Annotated in this window: 19 protein-coding genes; 11 read left to right on the top strand and 8 right to left on the bottom strand. The window is 64.7% G+C overall.

What is annotated here, in order from left to right; all coding sequences use genetic code 11:
- The first annotated feature begins 202 nt into the window (after window positions 1-202).
- From glpD to JQ566_RS17640, 7 genes are all read left to right on the top strand, one after another.
- A complete protein-coding gene (glpD, locus tag JQ566_RS17670; protein ID WP_212373912.1) occupies window positions 203-1,753 on the top strand; it encodes a glycerol-3-phosphate dehydrogenase in 1,551 nt (516 codons plus the stop codon).
- Window positions 1,750-2,829 (top strand): ABC transporter ATP-binding protein, encoded by a 1,080-nt coding sequence (locus JQ566_RS17665; RefSeq protein WP_212373910.1) that lies wholly within the window; start codon window positions 1,750-1,752, stop codon window positions 2,827-2,829. The genes glpD and JQ566_RS17665 overlap by 4 nt, the downstream gene beginning before the upstream one ends.
- 12 nt (window positions 2,830-2,841) lie before the next feature.
- Entirely contained in the window at window positions 2,842-3,927 is a 1,086-nt protein-coding gene (locus JQ566_RS17660) for an ABC transporter ATP-binding protein (RefSeq protein ID WP_212373907.1), read from the top strand.
- On the top strand, window positions 3,927-4,901 hold the full coding sequence (locus JQ566_RS17655) for a carbohydrate ABC transporter permease (RefSeq protein ID WP_212373904.1): 975 nt from the start codon (window positions 3,927-3,929) through the stop codon (window positions 4,899-4,901). The genes JQ566_RS17660 and JQ566_RS17655 overlap by 1 nt, the downstream gene beginning before the upstream one ends.
- Complete coding sequence (locus JQ566_RS17650; protein ID WP_027575556.1) at window positions 4,901-5,707, top strand: carbohydrate ABC transporter permease; 807 nt, start codon at window positions 4,901-4,903, stop codon at window positions 5,705-5,707. Before JQ566_RS17655 ends, JQ566_RS17650 begins: the two co-directional genes overlap by 1 nt.
- 10 nt (window positions 5,708-5,717) lie before the next feature.
- Window positions 5,718-6,047: a DUF2160 domain-containing protein gene (locus JQ566_RS17645; RefSeq protein WP_212373902.1), complete on the top strand. Its 330-nt coding sequence runs from the start codon at window positions 5,718-5,720 to the stop codon at window positions 6,045-6,047.
- A gap of 130 nt (window positions 6,048-6,177) precedes the next feature.
- The gene (locus JQ566_RS17640) at window positions 6,178-7,920 is read left to right on the top strand and encodes an ABC transporter substrate-binding protein (RefSeq protein ID WP_212374121.1); all 1,743 of its coding nucleotides are present in this window, start codon (window positions 6,178-6,180) and stop codon (window positions 7,918-7,920) included.
- 189 nt (window positions 7,921-8,109) lie between these two features.
- On the opposite strand, the gene JQ566_RS17635 is transcribed toward JQ566_RS17640, so the two are convergent.
- From JQ566_RS17635 to JQ566_RS17615, 5 genes are all read right to left on the bottom strand, one after another.
- On the bottom strand, window positions 8,110-9,210 hold the full coding sequence (locus JQ566_RS17635) for an alkene reductase (RefSeq protein ID WP_212373900.1): 1,101 nt from the start codon (window positions 9,208-9,210) through the stop codon (window positions 8,110-8,112).
- Window positions 9,211-9,389: 179 nt separating this feature from the next.
- Entirely contained in the window at window positions 9,390-9,893 is a 504-nt protein-coding gene (locus tag JQ566_RS17630) for a DUF1993 domain-containing protein (RefSeq protein WP_212373898.1), read from the bottom strand.
- 322 nt (window positions 9,894-10,215) lie between these two features.
- On the bottom strand, window positions 10,216-11,517 hold the full coding sequence (locus JQ566_RS17625) for a lytic murein transglycosylase (RefSeq protein ID WP_212373896.1): 1,302 nt from the start codon (window positions 11,515-11,517) through the stop codon (window positions 10,216-10,218).
- 151 nt (window positions 11,518-11,668) lie between these two features.
- Window positions 11,669-13,606, bottom strand: a complete 1,938-nt coding sequence (locus JQ566_RS17620) for a glycosyltransferase (RefSeq protein ID WP_249139543.1) — start codon at window positions 13,604-13,606, stop codon at window positions 11,669-11,671.
- Entirely contained in the window at window positions 13,606-14,952 is a 1,347-nt protein-coding gene (locus JQ566_RS17615) for an HlyD family secretion protein (RefSeq protein ID WP_212373892.1), read from the bottom strand. The genes JQ566_RS17620 and JQ566_RS17615 overlap by 1 nt, the downstream gene beginning before the upstream one ends.
- A gap of 281 nt (window positions 14,953-15,233) precedes the next feature.
- On the opposite strand from JQ566_RS17615, the gene htpX reads away from it, so the two are divergent.
- Both htpX and JQ566_RS17605 read left to right on the top strand, forming a co-directional pair.
- Window positions 15,234-16,181 (top strand): zinc metalloprotease HtpX, encoded by a 948-nt coding sequence (gene htpX, locus JQ566_RS17610; RefSeq protein ID WP_212373889.1) that lies wholly within the window; start codon window positions 15,234-15,236, stop codon window positions 16,179-16,181.
- Window positions 16,182-16,316: 135 nt separating this feature from the next.
- Window positions 16,317-16,958: a tetratricopeptide repeat protein gene (locus JQ566_RS17605; protein WP_212373887.1), complete on the top strand. Its 642-nt coding sequence runs from the start codon at window positions 16,317-16,319 to the stop codon at window positions 16,956-16,958.
- Window positions 16,959-17,015: 57 nt separating this feature from the next.
- Here the strand turns inward: JQ566_RS17605 and JQ566_RS17600 are convergent, their stop codons facing one another.
- Window positions 17,016-17,369, bottom strand: a complete 354-nt coding sequence (locus JQ566_RS17600) for a hypothetical protein (RefSeq protein ID WP_212373884.1) — start codon at window positions 17,367-17,369, stop codon at window positions 17,016-17,018.
- Between the two features lie 163 nt (window positions 17,370-17,532).
- A complete protein-coding gene (locus JQ566_RS17595) occupies window positions 17,533-18,333 on the bottom strand; it encodes a hypothetical protein (RefSeq protein ID WP_212373882.1) in 801 nt (266 codons plus the stop codon).
- A 231-nt stretch (window positions 18,334-18,564) separates the two neighbouring features.
- On the opposite strand from JQ566_RS17595, the gene JQ566_RS17590 reads away from it, so the two are divergent.
- Window positions 18,565-18,858, top strand: coding sequence for an antibiotic biosynthesis monooxygenase (locus tag JQ566_RS17590; RefSeq protein WP_212373881.1), 294 nt, complete (start codon window positions 18,565-18,567; stop codon window positions 18,856-18,858).
- Between the two features lie 178 nt (window positions 18,859-19,036).
- Here the strand turns inward: JQ566_RS17590 and JQ566_RS17585 are convergent, their stop codons facing one another.
- The gene (locus JQ566_RS17585) at window positions 19,037-20,482 is read right to left on the bottom strand and encodes a helix-turn-helix domain-containing protein (RefSeq protein WP_212373879.1); all 1,446 of its coding nucleotides are present in this window, start codon (window positions 20,480-20,482) and stop codon (window positions 19,037-19,039) included.
- A gap of 227 nt (window positions 20,483-20,709) precedes the next feature.
- Between JQ566_RS17585 and JQ566_RS17580 the strand changes: the two genes are divergently transcribed.
- Entirely contained in the window at window positions 20,710-22,344 is a 1,635-nt protein-coding gene (locus tag JQ566_RS17580) for an isocitrate lyase (protein ID WP_212373877.1), read from the top strand.
- Window positions 22,345-22,354 lie beyond the last annotated feature (10 nt).

Below are 22,354 nucleotides of genomic sequence, written 5' to 3'. Positions count from 1 at the left end.
TAATTCTGTGTAGCCGTCCATTCAAGGGGATGCTGCTGCATCTCGAAGCGCCGCCCAAGCTGCTCATTTTCTCATCCAAGTGCTCCCGAAAAAAGATCCTCTTTCACTTCCTTTCGCCTCTCTTTCATCTTGCTTTCGTTTTTCGGTGTGATCTAATCAAAAACGAAAGTAGCCGCTCGACGGAACGGGCGGTCGCCGGGGGATGCGTCTGTTGGAGCGTATTTTCGATCTCGCCATCATTGGAGGCGGTGTTAACGGCTGCGGCATCGCGCGCGACGCGGTGGGCCGCGGCAACACGGTTTTCCTGTGCGAAATGAACGATCTGGCGTCCGGGACCTCGTCCTGGTCGACCAAGCTGGTGCATGGCGGCCTGCGCTATCTCGAATATTACGAGTTTCGGCTGGTGCGCGAGGCGCTGATCGAGCGCGAGATTCTCTGGGGCATCGCGCCCCACATCATCCGTCCCCTGCGTTTCGTTTTGCCGCATCACGCCGGCTTGCGCCCGGCCTGGCTGCTGCGCCTCGGCCTCTTCCTCTATGACCACATCGGCGGCCGCCATTTGTTGCCGGCGACCCGCTCGGTCGATCTCAAGCGCGACGAGGTCGGCAAGCCGCTGATCCCGAATCGCTACGGCCGCGCCTTTGAATATTCGGACTGCTTCGTCGATGACGCTCGCCTCGTCGTGCTCAACGCGCGCGATGCCGCCGACAAGGGCGCCGAGATCCGCACCCGCACCCGCGCCACCGAGATCCGCCAGGCCGACGGCGTCTGGACCGTCAGCATGATCAACACGCTGACCGGCGAGCGCTCGCAGGTCCGGGCACGGGCCCTGGTCAACGCCGGCGGCCCCTGGGTCGAGGACGTGCTCGGCCGCGGCGCCGGCGTCAATGCCAAGGCAAAAGTCCGCCTGGTGCAGGGCTCGCATATCGTCGTGAAAAAACTCTACGATCACGACCGCGCCTACATGTTCCAGAACGCGGACGGCCGCATCATCTTCGTGATCCCGTACCAGGACGATTTCACGCTGATCGGCACCACCGACCGCGACTATGACGGCGATCCCGCCAAGGTGAAGGCGACGACTGAAGAGATCGAATATCTCTGCAAGGCGGCGAGCGAATATCTGGCCAAGCCCGTGATGCCGGAGGACGTGGTCTGGACCTATTCCGGCGTGCGTCCGCTGTATGACGATGGCGCCAGCGAAGCCAAGGCCGCGACGCGGGACTACGTGTTCGAGCTCGACACGCCCGGTGGCGTGCCGCTGCTGTCGATCTATGGCGGCAAGATCACGACCTATCGGCGGCTCGCCGAGGAGGCCCTGGAACGCCTTGCGCCCTATCTTCGCAGCGCGAAAGCGCGCGAGGGCTGGACCGGCAAATGGCCGCTGCCCGGCGGCGACATGAACGTGTCCGACATTGACGGGCTGATTGCCGAGCTTCAGCGCGGCTATCCCTTCCTCGGCCATGAGCATGCAAGGCGCCTCGCGCGCGCCTATGGCACACGGGCGATCAAGCTGCTCGGCGATGCGAAATCGGCCGCCGATCTCGGCCAGGCCTTTGGCGCCACGCTGACCGAGCGCGAGGTCCGCTATCTCATGGCCAATGAATGGGCCGTCACCGCCGAGGACATCGTCTGGCGCCGTTCCAAGCTTGGCCTGCGACTATCTGCCGACGAGATCGCGGCGCTTGACGACTGGATCAGGACCCACGCCGTGCCGCAAAGTCCCCTGCTGGAAGCGGGAGGACGCTCATGACCGTGACACTCGATCACGTGACCCGAACCGTCGAGGGCGTCGAGCACATCCGTGACGTCTCGCTGACGCTGGAGAGCGGTACGCTCAACGTGCTGCTCGGGCCGACGCTGTCGGGCAAGACCTCGATCATGCGATTGCTCGCCGGCCTCGACAAGCCGACATCAGGCAAGGTGCTGGTCAACGGCACGGACGTCACCGGCGCCGACGTGCGCCAGCGCTCGGTCGCGATGGTCTATCAGCAGTTCATCAACTACCCCTCGCTGACGGTCTATGAGAACATCGCCTCGCCCCTGCGCGTGCAGGGCAAGCCGCGCGACGAGATCGAGGCGCGCGTCGCGGAAGCTGCAAAGCTGCTGCGGCTCGAGCCGTTCCTGAAACGCACGCCGCTGCAGCTCTCCGGCGGCCAGCAGCAGCGCACCGCGATCGCACGCGCGCTGGTCAAGGGCGCCGATCTCGTGCTGCTCGACGAGCCGCTCGCCAATCTCGACTACAAGCTACGCGAGGAGCTGCGCGCCGAGCTGCCGCGCATCTTCGAGGCCTCGGGCGCAATCTTCGTCTATGCCACGACCGAGCCGACCGAGGCGCTTTTGCTCGGCGGCAACACGGTGTGCATGTGGGAGGGCCAGGCGCTGCAGATGGGCGAGACCGCCAATGTCTACCGCCGGCCGCAGACCTTGCGCGTCGCGCAGGTGTTTTCCGACCCGCCGCTCAACCTCGTCGGCATCGAGAAGAAGAACGGGTACGTCGCATATGCCGGCGGCACGGCTTCGCCGGCGTCCGGTCTTTACTCGGGCCTTGCCGACGGCACCTATCGCGTCGGCTTCCGCGCCCATCAGCTCGGGCTTGCCAACGGCGAGGCCAACCGCCACGCCTTCCATGCCACTGTCACGGTGACCGAGATCACCGGTTCGGAGAGTTTCGTGCATCTGACCCGCGACGGATCGAACTGGGTGGCGGTGCTGCACGGCGTGCACGAGTTCGAGCCCGGCCAGACCATCGACGCGGTGCTCGATCCGAACGATGTCTTCGTTTTCGATGCCGCCGACCGTTTGGTCGCGGCTCCCGGTCAATCCTGAGGGAGGTGCGCCATGGCCCGCATTGACCTCGTCGATCTCGCGCATTCCTACGGCGGCAACAATGCGCCGCAGGAAAGCTTTGCGCTGAAGCCCGTCACCATGACCTGGAGGCAGGGCGGCGCCTATGCGCTGCTCGGCCCGAGCGGCTGCGGCAAGACCACGCTGCTCAACGTCATCTCCGGCATCATCACGCCATCGCGCGGACAGATCCTGTTCGACGGCAAGGACATCACACCGCTGTCAACCCAGAAGCGCAACATCGCCCAGGTGTTCCAGTTTCCGGTGATCTACGACACCATGACGGTGGGGCAGAACCTGGCGTTTCCGTTGAAGAACCGCGGCGTGCCCAAGGCCGAGATCGACAAGCGCGTTGCCGAGATCGGCCGCCTGCTCGATCTCGAACCCTATCTCAATCGTAAAGCGACCCGGCTCACGGCGGATGCCAAGCAGAAGATCTCGCTCGGCCGCGGCCTCGTCCGTTCCGACGTCGCCGCGGTGCTGTTCGACGAGCCGCTCACCGTCATCGACCCCGAGCTGAAATGGCAGCTTCGCTCCAAGCTGAAGGCGCTGCATCGCGAGCTCGACCTCACGATGATCTATGTCACCCACGACCAGACCGAGGCGCTGACCTTCGCCGACACCGTGGTCGTCATGCATGACGGCCGCGTGGTGCAGAGCGGCACGCCGGCTGAGCTGTTCGACAAGCCGGCGCATACCTTCGTCGGCTATTTCATCGGCTCGCCCGGCATGAACATCCTGCCGGCGGAGGTGCGCGGGCGCGAAGCCAAGGTCGGCGGCCACGTCATCGCGCTCAACCGTGCGTACGACAATCTGCCTGCAGGCGCCAGGATCGAGATCGGCGTCCGTCCCGAATTCGTCGAGGTCGTCGCGCCCGCGCCCGGCCTGCTCACCGCGAAGATCGAGCGCATCGACGATCTCGGCCGCATCCGCTTCGCGCGCGTGCGCGTCGGCGACGCCAAGCTCGCAGCGCGCGCCCCTGGCGGCTTCACCAGCGTGGACGGCACCGCCGGGCTGAAATTCGACCCGTCGCATGTGCACGTCTATGCCGACAGCCTTCTGGTGGAGGGAGCCGCCTGATGGACAAGACCGTCAACCAAAAAGCCTGGTTCCTGGTGCTGCCGGTGTTCCTGGTCGTCGCCTTCTCGGCGGTGCTGCCGCTGATGACGGTGGTGAACTATTCGATGCAGGACACCTTCGGCAACAACCAGTTCTTCTGGAACGGCGTCGGCTGGTTCAAGGAGCTGCTCGATCCCTCGACCGATCTCGGCGGCCGCTTCCTCGCCTCGCTCGGCCGCAACCTGTTCTTCTCGCTGGTGATCCTCGCGATCGAGGTGCCGCTCGGCATCGTCGTCGCGTTGTCGATGCCGCGCGAGGGCTGGACGGTCGCGGCCTGCCTCGTGATTCTCGCGCTGCCGCTGCTGATTCCGTGGAACGTGGTCGGCACGATCTGGCAGATCTTTGGCCGTCCGGACATCGGCCTGCTCGGCTATCTGCTCAACGCTGCCGGCTTCGACTATAATTACGTCTCCAACGACATCGATGCCTGGGTCACCGTCATCGTGATGGACGTCTGGCACTGGACCAGCCTCGTCGCGCTGCTCTGCTACGCCGGCCTGAAGTCGATTCCGGAAGCCTATTACCAGGCGGCGCAGATCGACGGCGCCTCGCGCTGGGCCGTGTTCAAGGCGATCCAGCTGCCGAAGATGAACCGCGTGCTGCTGATCGCGGTGCTGCTACGCTTCATGGACAGCTTCATGATCTACACCGAGCCGTTTGTCGTCACCGGCGGCGGGCCCGGCAACTCCACGACCTTCGTGTCGATCGAGCTGGTCAAGATCGCGCTCGGCCAGTTCGACCTCGGCAAGGCCGCGGCGCTGTCGCTGGTCTACAACCTGATCATCCTGATCGTCTGCTGGATCTTCTACACCGTCATGACCAATGCCGGCGTCGAGCGCAAAGTCCAGGCTTCGAGCGAGCCGGCGGTGGAACCCAAGCCTTCGGTCGCGCTCAAGCCCGTGCCCGCACTCGAGCCAAAGGAAGGAGTGGCCTGATGCATTCGATCCCCGGCCGCCGCCTCATCATGGGGCTGTTCCTGGTCTTCCTGCTGCTGCCGATCTACTGGCTCGTCAACATGAGCTTCAAGACCAACAGCGAGATCGTCTCGACGATGACGCTGTGGCCGCATACCCCGACGCTGCAGCATTACAAGCGCATCTTCACCGACGAGAGCTGGTATTCCGGCTACATCAATTCGCTGGAATACGTCGTCCTCAACACCATCATCTCGATCTCGGTGGCGCTGCCGGCGGCCTACGCGTTCTCGCGCTACCGCTTCCTCGGCGACAAGCACCTGTTCTTCTGGCTGTTGTCGAACCGCATGGCGCCGGCCGCGGTCTACGCGCTGCCGTTCTTCAACCTCTATTCAGCGATCGGGCTGTTCGACACGCCCTGGGCCGTCGCGCTCGCGCACTGCATCTTCAACGTTCCGCTCGCAGTGTGGATCCTGGAAGGCTTCGTCTCCGGCGTGCCGCGCGAGATCGACGAGACCGCCTTCCTCGACGGCTATTCCTTCCCGCGCTTCTTCATCAAGATCCTGGTGCCGTTGATCGCGAGCGGCATCGGCGTCGCCGCCTTCTTCTGCTTCATGTTCTCCTGGGTCGAGCTCTTGCTCGCGCGCACGCTGACCTCGGTGTCGGCCAAGCCGATCGCCGCGATCATGACGCGCACGGTGTCGGCCGCCGGCATGGACTGGGGCCTGCTGGCGGCGGCCGGCGTGCTCACCATCATTCCGGGCGCGCTCGTGATCTGGTTCGTCCGCAACTATATCGCGCGCGGTTTCGCGCTGGGTCGAGTCTAGGGAGGCTCACATGGAATCCATCGCATGGATGGCCTGGACGCTGCCGACCGCGATCTTCTTCGCCGCGCTCGCCTGCACGCTCGCCGTGATGACCTGGCTTGCCGCGGTCTATCCCGAGGCCGAGCGCGTCGGCGTGCTGCGCATCCCGACCACGCGCGGCGATCGCCTGTTCATCTCGCTGATCGCGGCCGCCGTCATCCACCTCGTGTGGATCGGTCTCGTCGGCACCGACCCCATCGCCACGCTGCCGGTCGGCGAGGAGGGGTTTGAGATTTCGAGCCTGTGGCTCGCAAGTGGAATTTCGCTGGTCACGGCCGTGCACATCTTCCGCACGGTCTGAAGCTCGCGAAGGGACGGCCAGATCCGGGGCCAACCCGGGCCTGTATAAAAGTTTGTCGCTGCAACGGAGGAACAACATGCGACAGTTTAGGAGAAGGAAAGGTCCATTGACCAAGAATAGTTTTCTGACCATGTCCAGCGCCGCCGCGATCATTGCGGTGTCGTTCGCCGTCTCGGCGCCGGTCCGCGCCGCCGATGAGGCCGTGATCCAGAAGTGGATCGCGGAATTCCAGCCCTCGACGCTGTCGAAGGAAGATCAGAAGAAGGAGCTGGAGTGGTTCGCCAAGGCCGCCGAGCCCTTCAAGGGCATGGAGATCAACGTCGTCTCCGAGACCATCACGACCCACGAATACGAGGCGCAGACGCTCGCCAAGGCATTCTCCGAGCTCACCGGCATCAAGCTCAAGCACGACCTCATCCAGGAAGGTGACGTCGTCGAGAAGCTCCAGACCCAGATGCAGTCCGGCAAGAACGTCTATGACGGCTGGATCAACGATTCCGACCTGATCGGCACGCACTTCCGCTACGGCCAGACCGTCGCGCTGTCGGATTACATGACCGGTGAGGGCAAGGACGTCACCGACCCCATGCTCGACGTCAACGACTTCATCGGCAAGTCGTTCGGCACCGGGCCGGATGGCAAGCTCTATCAGCTGCCCGACCAGCAGTTCGCCAACCTCTATTGGTTCCGCTACGACTGGTTCACCAACCCCGACTACAAGGCCAAGTTCAAGGCCAAGTATGGCTACGAGCTCGGCGTGCCCGTGAACTGGTCCGCCTATGAGGACATCGCCGAGTTCTTCACCAACGACGTCAAGGAGATCAACGGCGTCAAGGTCTACGGTCATATGGACTATGGCAAGAAGGACCCCTCGCTCGGCTGGCGGTTCACCGACGCCTGGCTGTCGATGGCCGGCAACGGCGACAAGGGCATTCCGAACGGTCTGCCGGTCGACGAATGGGGCATCCGCATGGAAGGCTGCCGTCCGGTGGGCTCTTCCGTCGAGCGTGGTGGCGACACCAACGGACCGGCGGCGGTCTACTCGATCACCAAATATCTCGAGTGGATGAAGAAGTACGCGCCTCCGCAGGCCCAGGGCATGACCTTCTCCGAGTCCGGTCCCGTTCCGGCGCAGGGCAACATCGCCCAGCAGATGTTCTGGTACACCGCCTTCACCGCCGACATGGTGAAGCCGGGCATCGCCGTGATGAACGCGGACGGTACGCCGAAGTGGCGCATGGCTCCCTCGCCTCATGGCTCCTATTGGAAGGAAGGCATGAAGCTCGGCTATCAGGACGCCGGCTCAGCGACCCTGCTGAAGTCGACTCCGCCGGATCGCCGCAAGGCAGCCTGGCTCTATCTCCAGTTCATCGTCTCCAAGTCGGTGAGCTTGAAGAAGAGCCATGTCGGTCTCACCTTCATCCGTGAATCCGACATCTGGGACAAGTCGTTCACCGAGCGCGCGCCGAAGCTCGGCGGCCTGATCGAGTTCTACCGCTCGCCCGCGCGCGTGCAGTGGACCCCGACCGGCAACAACGTGCCCGACTATCCCAAGCTCGCACAGCTGTGGTGGCAGAACATCGGCGATGCGTCGTCCGGTGCGAAGACGCCGCAAGCCGCGATGGATGCCCTTGCGGCCGCCCAGGACTCCGTGATGGAGCGCCTGGAGAAGTCCGGCGTGCAGGGCGCCTGCGGTCCCAAGCTGCACAAGAAGGAGAAGCCGGAATACTGGTTCGCGAAGGCCGAGAAGGACGGCACCGTCGCGCCCCAGCGCAAGCTCGCCAACGAGAAGCCGAAGGGTGAGACGGTCGACTACGACACCCTGATCAAGTCGTGGCCGGCGAGCCCGCCCAAGCGCGCGGAAGTGAAGTAAGCGGCGCGTAACGTCATCAAACACGAAAGGCCGGGAGCGATCCCGGCCTTTTTCTTTTCTTCAATTCGGCACGCCGCGTCCACACCGTCATTGCGAGCGTAGCGAAGCAATCCAGAGTCTTTCGGCGGAGGCAGTCTGGATTGCTTCGTCGCAAGCGCTCCTCTCGATGACGGCGGAGAGAGCGGAACCTTACTCCGCCGGCTCGGCCGCCAGCGTCGGGTAATCCGTATACCCCTTCGCGCCGCCGCCGTAGAAGGTGTTCTTGTCCCAGTCGTTCAGCGCTGCGCCCCGCTTTAGCCGCTCGACCAGGTCGGGATTGGAGATGAACGGCTTGCCGAAAGCGATGAGATCGGCCGCGTTCGCGTCCAGCACCTTGGTCGCGAGGTCGAAATCGTAGCCGTTGTTGGCGACGTAGGCGCCGGAGAAGCGCTTGCGCAAAGCCGCATAGTCGAACGGCGCAATGTCGCGCGGCCCGCCCGTGGCGCCCTCGACGACGTGGAGATAGACCAGCTTGAGCGCGCTGAGGCCGTCGACGATTTGGTCGAACAAGGCTTGCGGATTGGAGTCGGAGAGGTCGTTGGCCGGCGTCACCGGCGAGATGCGGATGCCGGTGCGATCGCTGCCGGCCTCAGTGGCGACGGCCTTGGCGACTTCCAGCATCAGCCGCGCGCGGTTCTCGATCGAGCCGCCATAGGCATCGGTGCGCTTGTTGGCGCCATCCCGCGCGAACTGGTCGAGCAGGTAGCCGTTGGCGCCGTGGATCTCGACGCCGTCGAAGCCGGCTTCCAGCGCGTTCTTCGTCGCGCGCTTGAAATCGTCGATAATGCCTGGAATTTCGGACAGCTCGAGCGCGCGTGGCTCGGAGACGTCGGCGAAGCCGCCGTTGACGAAAGTCTTGCCCTTGGCGCGGATTGCGCTCGGCGCCACCGGGGCTGCGCCATTCGCCTGCAGATCGACATGCGAGATGCGGCCGACATGCCAGAGCTGGATGAAGATCTTGCCGCCGCGCGCATGGACCTTGTCGGTGACCTTGCGCCAGCCGGCGACCTGATCCTTGCTGTAGATGCCGGGCGTGTCCTGATAGCCTTGGCCCTGCTGCGAGACCTGGCTCGCTTCGGTGACCAGGAGGCCCGCGGAGGCGCGCTGGCCGTAGTAGTCGGCGGCGAGTGCGCCGGGCACGAACGTGCCGGGAACGGCGCGGTTGCGCGTCAGCGGCGCCATGACCAGGCGGTTGGCCAGCGTGATCGGGCCGAGCTTGTAGGTCTCAAACAATTTGGTCGAACGGCTCATGGGAAATGCTTCCAGGCGGTGAGAGGTTCCGAACACTTGTGCATTGCGACATCAGGCGCAAGGGATGAGCCATACGGAAAGTGCAGGCGAGCTACGCGGCAGCGCCCGCGTAGCACAATTCATACGCAATTTCGGCCGCGACAGTGGATTGCGACTGTCGCGGCCGTGCGATTTCGCAATCAGTTTGCGCCCATGAAATCGCGTTTGCCGATCTCGACGCCGTTGTGACGCAAAATGCCGTGGGCGGTTGCGGCGTGGAAATAGAAGTTGGGCAGCGAGAACGAGCTCAGGAATTGCTGGCCCTTCATGGTGATGGATTTGTCGGCACCGGCCGGGAAGGTGACGTCCCTGACATCGGCGCCTTCGAACTGCTCGGGCTTGAACGACTTGACATAGTCGATCGTCTTCGCCAGCCGCTGCTTCAATTCCGCGAAGCCGGTCTCCGTGTCGGGCGTCGACGGCACCTCGCTATGGGTCAGCCGGGCACAGCCCTTGGCGGCGAAATCGCTGACGAGCTGGATCTGCCTGGAGAGCGGCAGCATGTCCGGGAAGAGGCGCGAGCCGAGCAGGACATTGGGATCGATCTTCTTGGCCGCGCAATGCGCCTCGGCTTTGGTGAGCAGCCCGGTCACGCTGTTCAACATCTGCAAATAGGCGGGGACGACGGCGTCGTAGAAGGACATCTGATGCTCGCTTCAATGGTGGGAAATCTCAGGAGAAAACCTGAGCCACTCACATGGGAGCCTCATGGAAAAATGCAATCGCGGAAAGTGGCTTGTGCGGTGCGAAAATTCTCTACGGCGTCATCGTCGCTGTCATCGCCCGGCTTGCCGCCTTCGCTGAAGCTTCGGTGAGCCGAGCGCACCTGCAGGCCTCGGCGTAGACTTGGCGGAGCCGGGACCGGGCGATCCAGTACGCCGAGACAGTTTTGATTGAATCGATAGGCCGCGGCGTACTGGATGCCCCGGTCGAGCCAGGTCGAGCCGGGGCATGACAGAGGAGGGTTTAGCGGATCGTCGCCTGGGGCTGCGCCTGCGCCGTGCTGCCGCGCATGCGGGCGAGCAGCTCGGCCGTCGGCCAGGAATCCGCCGGCAGGCCGTGCTTGATCTGCATCGCCTTCACCGCGGCGCGGCTCTGCTGTCCCAGCACGCCGTCGACCTTGCCGACATTGAAGCCGGCGCGGACCAGCAGCTGCTGCAATTCCTTGAGCTCGTTGAACGGCAATTGCGCGACCGGCGCCGTCGGCTTGCGCATCGGCGCGGCACCGGCGATGCGCGAGGCGAGATAGCCCGCGGTGGTCGAGTAGATCAGCGAGTTATTCCACTCGGTATAGGCGGCGAAATTCGGATAGGCCATGAAGGCGGGACCAAAGCGTCCCATCGGCAGCAGCACGGACGCCGCGAGATTGTCGTTCGGCAGCGGCCGTCCGTCCGGATAGGTGACCCCCAGCTGCGCCCATGTCGAGCGCGGCTCGCGCACCGTGAGATCGGTCTTCTCCCATGGCAGGTTCGGCGGCACCTTGATCTCCTCCAGCCACGGCTCGCCGCGCCGCCACTTCAATCCATTGGCGATGTAGTTCGCGGTCGAGCCGATCACATCGGCCCCCGAGCGCAACAGGTCGCGCCGTCCGTCGCCGTCGTAATCGACCGCGTAGTTGACGTAATGCACGGGCAGGAATTGCGTCTGCCCGAGCTCGCCGGCCCAGGAGCCGATCATCTCGTCGGGATGCAGGTCGCCGCGATCGACGATCTTCAGCGCGGCGATGGTCTCGTTCACGAACATCTCCGAGCGTCGGCAATCATAGGCGAGCGACACCAGCGATTTCAGCGTCGGCAGATTGCCCATGTTGGCGCCGAAGTCGCTCTCGAGGCCCCAGAAGGCGGCGATCACGGCCGGCGGCACGCCATATTCCTTTTCGGCGCGCGCGAACGCGGCAGCATATTGCTTGATGTGCTGCTGTCCGTTCTGCATGCGATAGGCCGCGGCCATGCGTCCCGCAAACTCGGTGAAGAGCTGGCCGAACACGCGCTGGCCGCGGTCGCGGTTGACGATGCCCTGGTCGTAGACGAGATAGGGCGAGGCCTCCGCGATCGCGCGCTGCGAGACGCCGGCGGCCACCGCCTGTTGCTTCACGTCGGCCAGGAAGCGATCGAAGTTCGCGCCGTTATGACACGAGGCCGCGCGCGGCGAGGGCGCAGTGGATTTGGGTGGGGCAGGCCTCGTGGGCGGCGGCGCGAACTGGGCGGAGGCGGTGGCGGAGCATGCGAAGAGCGCGACGGCCGCGATCGCAAATCGGGTCTGGAGCATGGGAGTTCCGGCGGGGAGGACGGGCGTGGATTCGCCCGAAGTCTAAAGCATGATCCGGAAAAGTGCGAAGCGGTTTTCCGAAAAGATCATGCGTAAACAACAACCTAAAGTGAAGTGACGGCCTCGGGGGTCATCCTTTCCGCATCACGCTTTAGCCGAACAGCCGCATCAGCAGTGCTTTTCCGACCGGGAGCGCCCTGACGCCCCGATAGGCGCGAACATATTCGCCGGCATAAAACGCTCTGATCGCATGCACGCGCGTATCCATGCTTTCCTCGAACCGGACCGCGAATCCGTCCGTGGTCCGCCGCACCACGATCGCTGCGATCGAGCGGCCATAGATCCGGCACTCGATCGTGCTGCCGGGCCTCGGCGGATCGGGATCGATCAGGCGGGCGCCGGTGATGGAGATGTCGGCGAGCCGCGCGAGATGCGACCTGCCATCCTGGCGCAGCAGCACCGGTTCATTGCGATTGAACCGCTCCGCCTTGCGCTTGCGCGGCTGCTCGATGCAGACGAAGCAGACCACGGTGAGAACAAGCGCGTTGTAGAGACTCCAGGCCAGCGCCAATCCGCCGTAGGCGATGTTCTCGCCGCGCAGACGCAGGATGAAGGCGTAAGCGATGGCCGCGAGCGTGAAGAGAAGGGCGGTGCCATAGAGACGCAGCAGCGGCCATTCGACGAAGCGCCTGTCGCGGTCGCCGCCTTTCGCGGTGACCTTGAACTTGTGTCCTTTCGGCTTCAACAGGCCGCCCGCAACCGCCTTGAGCACGGCGGGCGCGGCAATGAGCTGCGAAACGTCCGTCATCATGGCGAGCGAACGGCCGCGCGACAGCCAGGCCAGGCTGAGACCGTTCCAGACATAGAACGGCAGAAAGATGCGCAATAGCTCGGTGAGGTCGGCCCGGACAGCCTTGATGCCGAACAGCAGGAACAGCCAGGGCACCACGAGGCCGGCCACCTTCGAGGTGTAGACCGCGGCCCAGCTCATGAAGGCGTCGACCAGCGAGAGCCGGTCGATGAAGGCAAGCTTCGACTCCCGCGAGAGCGGTCCGCTGCGGCCGCGTACGATCTGCATCAAGCCGAGGCACCAGCGCGCGCGCTGGGTGATGTATTCCTTCAGGCCTTCGGGCGCGAGCCCGATCGTCAGGCGCTCGTTGAGATAGATCGTGTTGAGGCCGCATTCCTTCAGGCGCAGGGTGACGAGGTAGTCTTCGGTCACCGAGTCGGTGGGAAATCCGCCGATCTGCACCAGCCCGGCGTAGCGAATGAGGGATGAGGTGCCGCAGCAAAACGCGACGCCCCAGGCGTCCTTCGCCGGCATGAGGATGTCAAAGAAGAATCGTTGCTCGTCGGGCCAGACGTCAGTCGCGGCAAGATTGGTCTGGATCGGGTCGGGATTGATGAAGTGCTGCGGCGTCTGCACCACGCCGACCGACGCATCGTCCATGAGCGAGATGGTTCGCGCCAGGAAGTCCGGCCGCGGCACGAAGTCCGCATCGAGAATGGCAACGAATTCCGGCCGCTCCGGCAGCGCGCCGACATGCTTGAGTCCGTGGTTGATATTGCCGGCCTTGGCATGCTGGTTGTCCGGCCGCGTCAGATAATGGCAGCCGAGCTCGCCCGACAGGCGCCGCAGCCAGGGCCGCCTTCCGTCGTCGAGCACCCAGACGCGATAGTTGCCGTAGTCCATGCCGGTCGCGCCGATGATCGTGCGCTCGAGGATCGATCGTTCCTCGTTGTAGGTGCAGATGAAGACATCGATCAGCGGTGCGCGCGGGTCGGTGGCGCGGGCGTCGATCCTCGCCGCGCCGGTGCGGTCGCGCGTCCGGCTCAGGAACAGCAGCGACAACGCGATCGCGACCAGCGAGGCTGCCTCCAGCAGCATGAAAGGGTAGCCGATCACGGCGTCGACAGTCAGATGCGGTGGCGGGAGCGTCGACGTGACACGCCAATGGAGATAGCGCAGCAGCAACGCCACCGATACGACGGCCAGGAACGAGCGTGCCATCGTGCTGTCGCGCCTGAGCAGCGGCACGATCGCCATGAACGCGCCGAGCGCCATCATGCCGGGCGTCAGCGCCGTCATCACGGCGTGGTCTCCTGCCGGGTGAACACGACGCGGCCGGTACGTCCTACGGTGCAGGCGCGGGCCGCGGCATCGCGTGACGCCACGGTCACGCGATAGGGCTCCTTGCTCAGCGCATCCGGATTGATCGCGAGATTGGCGGGCGCGCCGGCGGCGCCGGTCAGATTGACCACGCTGCCGGAGATCGGCTCGCCGCCATCATTCGGCTCGAAGGTGGCGCGATCGCCGAGCTGCAAGCGGTTGTAGACGTTCTCGGTGACATTGGCGGTGATGACGGCGCCGCTGCAGTCGAGCACTTTGAGCAGGGGCTGGCCGGCCTGCACGTCCTCGCCCGGCGAGGTCATCATTTCCCAGACCCGTCCTGCGACGGGTGTCGTGATGTCGGCTTCGGACAGATCGGCGACGCGGGCCTCTTCTATGATGATCTCGTTGGCGAGCCAGGCGATCTCGGTGTCGGTGCGTGCAAGATCGGCCTCGAGGTCGCCGGCGCGCTGGCGCATCTCTTCCTCGCGCTGCACCGAGCTTGGCCGGTCGTTGTAGCTGTCGCCGAGGAAGGAGCCGTTCTGTGCCGCGGCAAGCTCGACCTTGGCGGCGTCCAGCCGCTTGCGCGCGCCGAGCTCGGTCTGCTGCGAGACCGAAAGTTCGCGCGTCAGCCGCGCCAGCTCGACCGTCGAGACATTGCCGGATTTCGCCAGCGAGGAGGCGCGCTCGACAGCGGCGCTGGCCTCGTCCCGCCGCGCGGCCGCCGCCTCGATCGAGGTCTGGATCTCCGCAATGCGCGCCTCGAGCTGGAGCACGCGTCCCTCGCGGAATTGGGTGGCCTGCCGCGCAAGATCCTTTTGTGCGGCCTGGGCCGAGGCAAGCTTGGCGGCAAGGCTCGGCCGCTCGTTTTCAAGGCGCGCTTTCTGCCGCCGGAGATCGTCGAGCCGGGTCCGATCGCTGCGCGAGTTCACGACGCGCAGAATCACGGTTCCGGCTTCGAGCTTGGCCAGGTCGCTGACGCGCTGAGCAGCCGCCACACGGCCGCCGATCGGCGTGCGCAAGGTGACGAGGCGGGAATTCAGTACCGCCTCGACGCTCGAATTCTCCCAGATCGCGCGCAGCGGCAGCCAGCCGAACACGGCGACGATGACGAGCCCGATGGCAATCTTGGCTCCACGCCGCAGATACGACCGGCGCCGCTCTGGTTCGGGCGCAGTCTGCCCATCGGATTGGTGGCGGGACTCGTCGTGGGCGAACAGCTGCTCCTGCACTGCCTCCTGCAAGCCCTTCGCGTCAGTCTTGCTCTCGTTAGGGGCGGGAGTGGATGTGGGGTCGACGGAAGCGGCGCGTGAGCGGTCCATCATCACGGTCACCTTGCTGACGAGATGCCAACGGAACCGGTCAATGCACAAGAACCGTGCGACGTGCCCGGTCACTGCGGATTAAGCCAACCCCGCGCTTTCCAGGTTGCTAAGTGTCCACGTGTGTTTTTGCGCAAATCCCCGTCAAGGTTTAGCGGGAGTGGAAAGGCTGCAGCTGCAATGGATCTGCGGCCCGGCGACGCACGAACCTTGCGGTCGTCGGCGGCATTCATACTTCGGGGGAGCCGGCCAGAGGCTCGCCCGCAGCCGGCCAGGAGACGGCCATGAACTATTTTCGTACCGCAATGCTGCTCGCAGGCCTGACTGCCCTGTTCATGGGCGTCGGCTATCTGATCGGCGGTGCTTCCGGCGCCATGATTGCGCTCGTTATCGCCGCGGCGACCAATCTCTTCACCTACTGGAACTCCGACCGCATGGTGCTCTCGATGTACGGGGCCCATGAGGTCGACCGTTCGACCGCGCCGGAGCTGGTCGGGCTCGTTGCCGAGCTTGCGGGCCGCGCCGGCTTGCCGATGCCGCGCGTGTTCCTGATGGATGAGATGCAGCCCAATGCATTCGCGACCGGCCGCAATCCTGAAAACGCCGCGGTCGCCGTCACCACCGGTCTGATGAACCAGCTCAGCCGCGAGGAGCTCGCCGGCGTGATCGCGCACGAGCTCGCCCATATCAAGAATCACGACACGCTGCTGATGACTGTTACCGCGACCATCGCCGGCGCGATCTCGATGCTGGCGCAGTTCGGCATGTTCTTCGGTGGCAATCGCGACAACAACAATGGTCTCGGCATCGTCGGTTCGATCCTGATGATGATCCTCGCCCCGCTCGGTGCCATGCTGGTGCAGATGGCGATCAGCCGCACCCGTGAATATGCCGCGGACAATCTCGGTGCGCGCATTGCGGGGCAGCCGATGTGGCTGGCCTCCGCGCTGGTGAAGATCGAAGGCGCCGCGCACCAGGTGCCGAACTACGAGGCCGAGCGAAATCCCGCGACAGCGCACATGTTCATCATCAACCCGCTGTCGGGCCACGGCGTGGACAATCTGTTCGCCACCCATCCCTCGACGCAGAACCGCATCGCCGCCCTCCAGCAACTCGCGGCCGAGCTCGGCACGCAGTCGGTGCCGTCGGTCGGCGCCCACGAGAACTACCCGTCGCGCGGTCCTTGGGGCCGCTCCTCGTCACGTGGTCCTTCACGTGGTCCTTGGGGCTAACGGAACCGGTAAGGATTTGCGTCCGGCTTTGTGACCTGGCGCACATAGGGTCGTCCCCGCCGGTGTTAACACCTCGGCATGACCATTCCTTCGAAAGGGGATGCGTGGCCGGTCCTCCGCCGGCCACCGTCGAAGATGACCAGAGCTGCCGTACCATTGCTGATCGTCCTTTGCGTGCTCGTCGGCCTGTCCACGCACATGGTCGTCAATTGTGGCGACGAGGACGATCCCGACATCTGCTCGGCCGTGATCGGCTTCTCGCCGCTCCGCGGCTCGCTGATCGCTTTCGCCTATGACGGGCGCGGGCGGATCGCGCTGCGTCACGGCGACTTCAGGCGGGCGATCGCCGATTTCGACGAGGCCATCCATCTCAATCCCAACCGCGCCTCGTTCTATCGCGACCGGGCGCTGGCGCGCCGGCAGAACGGCGACCTGGAGCTTGCGGTTGCGGATTACGACGAGGCGATCGCGCATGATCCCAAGCGCGCCGCGCCCTATCACCAGCGCGGGCTCGCGCTCGCCGCCATGGGCGATCTCGACCGCGCGATCCTGAGCTACAACACGGCGGTCCGCCTCGACCCCTCCGATGCGCAGGCTCGTCTCGATCGCGGTCTGGCGTTCCTCGCCCGCGGCCAGGCCGACGACGCCCGCGCCGATTTCGAGGCCGCGCTCGCGCTGCCCGCCGGCAAGGACGGCCGCGCGCGCGAGGCAGCGCGCGCCAAGCTGGCCGAGCTTGCAAGTGCGGAGCCGACACAGGTGTCGGCGCCGAGAAGGTGAGGGAGTTGTCTCCCTCTCCCCGTTCTTACGGGCAGAGGTGAGGCGCGCGGGCCGCGCTTACTTCGCCTTCTTGGCTTTTGCCTTCTTCGCCTTGGCGGCCTTCTTCGCCGTCTTCTCCTTCGCCGTCTTCTCCACCTTCACCGCGACCGGCGTGCTGGCGGCGAGCCGCATCGATCGCGCGTAGCTGTCGGCGACGTTGTCGGCGGACATCTGCAGGCGCTTGGCGGCGGCGGTGGCCTGCTCCATGGTGGCCTTGGCCATCATCTTGAAGCGCTCGCCGGTCTCTTTGCCCTTGGCCTTGGCCGCGAGGCCGTTGAAGCGATCCCGCCGCTCCTTGGCGCGGGTCATCAGGCCCGTATGCAGCTGTCTGGCCAGTTGCCGGATCACGACATCCAGGTCGGCGTCCGCCATGTTCTCTTATCCCCTTCGAAAACGGTATCGATGCGGGCGGGACTATGCAGATCGGGCCCCACCTTGGCAATTCCCGGCCGCCCGTCATCCGCAGCTTCCGGTTACCCAAAACAAAAAAGCCGCGCATTTTGCGCGGCTCTTGTGTCCTGACGGTGTTTCCGCCTCACTTCAGCGAGGCAACCGGGCCGCTCGACGCCGCCGGGTCCGGGTCGAAGCCGAACACGCCGACCAGATATTTGTAATAGTCCGGCATCTTCTCCTTGAGCACCTCGCGCGACTTGGGGTCGTGGAATTCGCTCTTTCCGGAGAGGAAGATGCTGGCGGTCACGGCGAAGAACTCCATCGGGTTCTTCAACGCGTAGGATTCCTTGGGCAACTGGTCCTTGGACTTGGCCAGGGCATAGTAGCCGATCACGCCCTTGTTGGCGTAGCCGTCCGGCAGCAGCCGCGCATGATAGGCGTGCAGCAGCTCGTGCAGCAGCACCGCCTCCTTTTCGTAGCGCATCATGTCGGGCCGCAGCATGATCACGCCGAGCCCCGAATCGACCGCGAGGTCGACGGCATTGGGATTGCTCCAGCGCTGCTTGGCGGGATCCCAGACCGTCAGGGTCCGGGGCGCGGTGCGCTGCATGTCCGGCGCGACCCGGCCGTAGCAGGCGGTGGCGGCGCCTTCGTCGAGGCAGGCGAGCTCGCTCGCGACGATCGGAACGGTGTGGAAGAAGCGCAGCACGCGCGGGGAGAGGCCGACGCCTTCGACGACGTCGATCTGGCTCTTCAGGTTCTCGGTGAGCTTGTCGACATCCTTGCGGTCGCGGTTCTCGGATATGTCGAACATGTAGCCGCGGTAGCTCTGGAAGCCCGGCGGCAGCGGCTGCGCCGCATCGGCATCGAGCGCTCCGGCATGGGATGGATTGGCGAAGAGCGCGCCGACGATGGTTGCGGTCAGCAGCAACGCAATGCGCATGATGAACCCCCTGATGTCACTTCGCCCGGCACAATAGGCCGCCGTTGTTTGCGAAAAGTGAGTGCGACGAGACTAAGGCACCGATGTTGAGGCGTGCTTAACCGTTGGTTGCAGATCGCGGAGGCGGATTAGGGTGGGGTTAACCAAGCGTGGATCGGCGGCGCGCTTCGGCGTAACATCGCCTTTGGGCACCAAGCCCGAAAATCCAGACAGCCGGAAGGGGAGGATGCCATGTATGCCGCCATCCGTCAGGCCAAGGCGAAAAGCGGGAGCGCGGAGGAGCTGGCGCGCCGCATCAAGGACGGTGCCGTTCCGATCATCAGCGACGTCGATGGTTTTCGCGCCTATTACGTCGTCTACGCCGGCGACGACACGGTCACCTCGATCTCCATCTTCGACAAGTTCGAGCAGGCGGAGGAAGCGAACAAGCGCGCGATCGCCTGGATCGAGAAGGATCTCGGCCCGCTGCTCGCCGGCGAGGCGCGCGCCGTGGCCGGGCCGGTGATCGTGCATACGCTGGCGTAGGCTCTGGCGGTCACCACACATTCCGCTGTCATTGCCCGCCTAGTGCGCAATTGCGCACAGGGGCGGGCAATCCAGTACTCCGTGACAGCAGTGATAGAGTCGATGGGCCGCGGCGTACTGGATGCCCCGCCTGCGCGGGGCATGACAGTGGTGTGCGTAGTGCACACCAATCGCCCCCTCACAACTCCCGCGCATTCGAGAACGCGAAGCTCGACACCCTTCTCGTCGTCTCGTCCAGGATCAGCGTGCGTGTGATCGGCGGCTCGGCGCGCTGGGCGCAGTTTTCGCGCTCGCAGAGGCGGCAGTTGACGCCGATCGGCGTGCCCTCGATCTTCTCCAGGTCCATGCCCGCGGCGTAGGTCAGGCGCGTGGCGTGGCGGATCTCGCAGCCGAGGCCGATGGCGAAGCGCGGCTGCGGCAGCGGGTGCGGCGCGACGGGGCGGCGCACCATCTGCGCGATCGAGAAATAGCGCGTGCCGTCGGGCAGCTCGATCACCTGCTTGAGCAGGCGGTCCGGCGTATCGAAGGTCGAGTGCACGTTCCACAGCGGACAGGTGCCGCCGAATTTCGAGAACGGAAACGTGCCGGACGAGAAGCGCTTGGAGACGTTGCCGGCATTGTCGACGCGGAGCAGGAAGAACGGAATGCCGCGCGCGTTCGGCCGCTGCAGCGTGGTGAGGCGGTGGCAGACCTGCTCGAAGCCGGAATTGAAGCGCTGCGCCAGCACGTGGATGTCGTAGTTGAGCGCTTCGGCGGCGGCGAGGAACGCCGGGTAGGGCATCATCACGGCGGCTGCGAAGTAATTGCCGAGCGTGATGCGGAACAGCCGGCGCGGGGTGTCGTCCAGCGGTCCGGCGCGGCCGATGATGGTCTCCAGGGCTTGCGCACATTCACCGAGGCCGAGCTGGAAGGCGAGCTGGAAGGCGCGGCCGGGCGGGTCGACCAGCTCGGAGATCAGCAGCTGCCGGCGGTGGCGGTCGAAGCGGCGGAGCGTCTCGCGCATCACGTCGACCGGCATGATCCGGGTCTGGATCGAATGCTTTTCGCGCAGGCGCGCGGCCAGCGCCGCATAGAGCCCTTCGGCGGGCACGTTCAGCTCGTCGCGCAGATTTTCCGCGGCCTGCTCCAGCTCCGGAAAATAGTTGCGGTTGGCCTCGATCAGCTCGCGCACGCGCTCGACCGGATTGGCCTCATAGCGCGTGCCGACGTCGCGGTCGGCCATCTGCGCGGCGGCCAGCGTCTCGCCCTGGCGGGCCTCGGTATAGGCCGCGTAGAGCCGCTGCAGCGCATGGGTGACGCCGGGGCAGAGCTCGGCGAGGTCGCGCAGCTCCTGCTTGGGCACGTCGATCTGGCGGAACAGGGGATCGGAGAAGATCTCGTTCAGCTCGGCGAAGAATCGATCCTCGTCGGCGGTGGCGAGGTCGCGCAAATCGAGGTCATAGGTCTCGGCCAGCCGCAGCAGGATCTGGGCGGTCACCGGTCGTTGGTTCCGCTCGATCAGGTTGACATAGCTCGGCGAGATCCCGAGCCCCTCGGCGATCTGGGTCTGCGACAGCCCCAATTGCTGCCGGATCCGCCGGAAGCGCGGGCCGACGAAAAGTTTCTTGCCGGACTCGGCGGCCATTCTCAGATCTCCAGGCTTATCAAGGTCAGAATCGCTGACCAATATTTACAAGATTTACAAAATAACATCTGTTACATGTTCTGATGTTACATGACATCACCAATAAAAAACAAGGCCTCTATACGAAGTTTCTGTTTTCGCGTTTAGCTCCTGACACGCATATCGCAATGCACTGTCAAGAATGTCGATGGCAAGCCATCGCCACCGTCAGCGAAAGGATCAGGCACATGAATTATCAGCCCCGTGGCATCAACGCGCTCCAGCGCCCGTCCTCGTATCTGGACGAGGTCAAGGCGGCCCAGGCGCTCCTCGAGACCCAGCCGACCTGGAACGGCGTGTCGGCCGAAGCCGTCGCCCGCATGCGCCTGCAGAACCGCTTCAAGACCGGCCTCGACGTCGCCCGCTACACCGCGGCGCTGATGCGCGCCGACATGGCCGCCTATGACAAGGATCCTACCAAGTACACCCAGTCGCTGGGCTGCTGGCACGGCTTCATCGCCCAGCAGAAGCTGATCTCGGTCAAGAAGCACTTCGGCGGCAAGACCGATCGCACCTATTTGTATCTCTCGGGCTGGATGATCGCGGCGCTGCGTTCCGAGTTCGGTCCGCTGCCCGATCAGTCGATGCACGAGAAGACCTCGGTGCCGGCGCTGATCGAGGAGCTCTACACCTTCCTGCGTCAGGCCGACTCGCGCGAGCTCAACGACATCTTCCGCGCGCTCGACAAGGCGCGCAAGGAAGGCGACAAGATCCGTGAGAAGGAGCTGATCGAGAAGATCGACAACTTCCAGACCCATGTCGTGCCCGTCATCGCCGACATCGACGCTGGCTTCGGCAACGCGGAGGCGACCTATCTGCTCGCCAAGAAGATGATCGAAGCGGGCGCCTGCGCGCTGCAGATCGAGAACCAGGTCTCGGACGAGAAGCAGTGCGGCCACCAGGACGGCAAGGTCACCGTGCCGCATGAGGTCTTCCTGGCGAAGATCCGCGCCTGCCGCCACGCCTTCCTCGAGCTCGGCATCGAAGACGGCATCGTCGTGACCCGCACCGACTCGCTCGGCGCCGGCCTGACGCAGCAGATCGCCGTCAGCCACAAGCCCGGCGACATCGGCGACCAGTACAACAGCTTCCTCGATTGCGAGGAAGTGACGCCGGAGAACGCCCGCAACGGCGACGTCATCATCAACCGTAACGGCAAGATGATGCGTCCGAAGCGGCTGCCCTCCAACCTCTACCAGTTCCGCCCCGGCACCGGCGCGGACCGCTGCGTGCTCGATTGCATCACCTCGCTGCAGAACGGCGCCGACCTGCTCTGGATCGAGACCGAGAAGCCGCATATCGAGCAGATCGCCAGCATGGTCGACCGCATCCGCAAGGTGGTGCCGAACGCCAAGCTCGCCTACAACAACTCGCCTTCGTTCAACTGGACCCTCAATTTCCGTTGGCAGGTCTACGACGCGATGAAGGAAGCGGGCCAGGACGTCAGCAAGTACAACCGTGCCGAGCTGATGAAGGCGGAGTACGACGACACGCCGCTGGCGAAGGAAGCCGACGAGCGCATCCGCACCTTCCAGGCGGATTCGGCCAAGCGCGCCGGCATCTTCCACCACCTGATCACGCTGCCGACCTATCACACGGCCGCGCTGTCCACCGACAACCTCGCCCGCGAGTATTTCGGCGAGCAGGGCATGCTGGGCTACGTCAAGAACGTCCAGCGCGCCGAGATCCGTCAGGGCATCGCCTGCGTGAAGCACCAGAACATGGCCGGCTCCGACATCGGCGACGACCACAAGGAGTACTTCGCGGGTGAAGCTGCCCTGAAGGCGGGCGGCGCCCACAACACCATGAACCAGTTCGGCTAACGAACCACGC

Origin of the sequence: Bradyrhizobium sp. SZCCT0231, from assembly GCF_018130245.1 — a bacterium.
In the GTDB taxonomy this organism is placed as follows: Bacteria; Pseudomonadota; Alphaproteobacteria; order Rhizobiales; family Xanthobacteraceae; genus Bradyrhizobium; species Bradyrhizobium japonicum_F.
The sequence above is the reverse complement of the archived record's forward strand: the minus strand, read 5'-3'. Positions and strand labels throughout refer to the sequence as shown.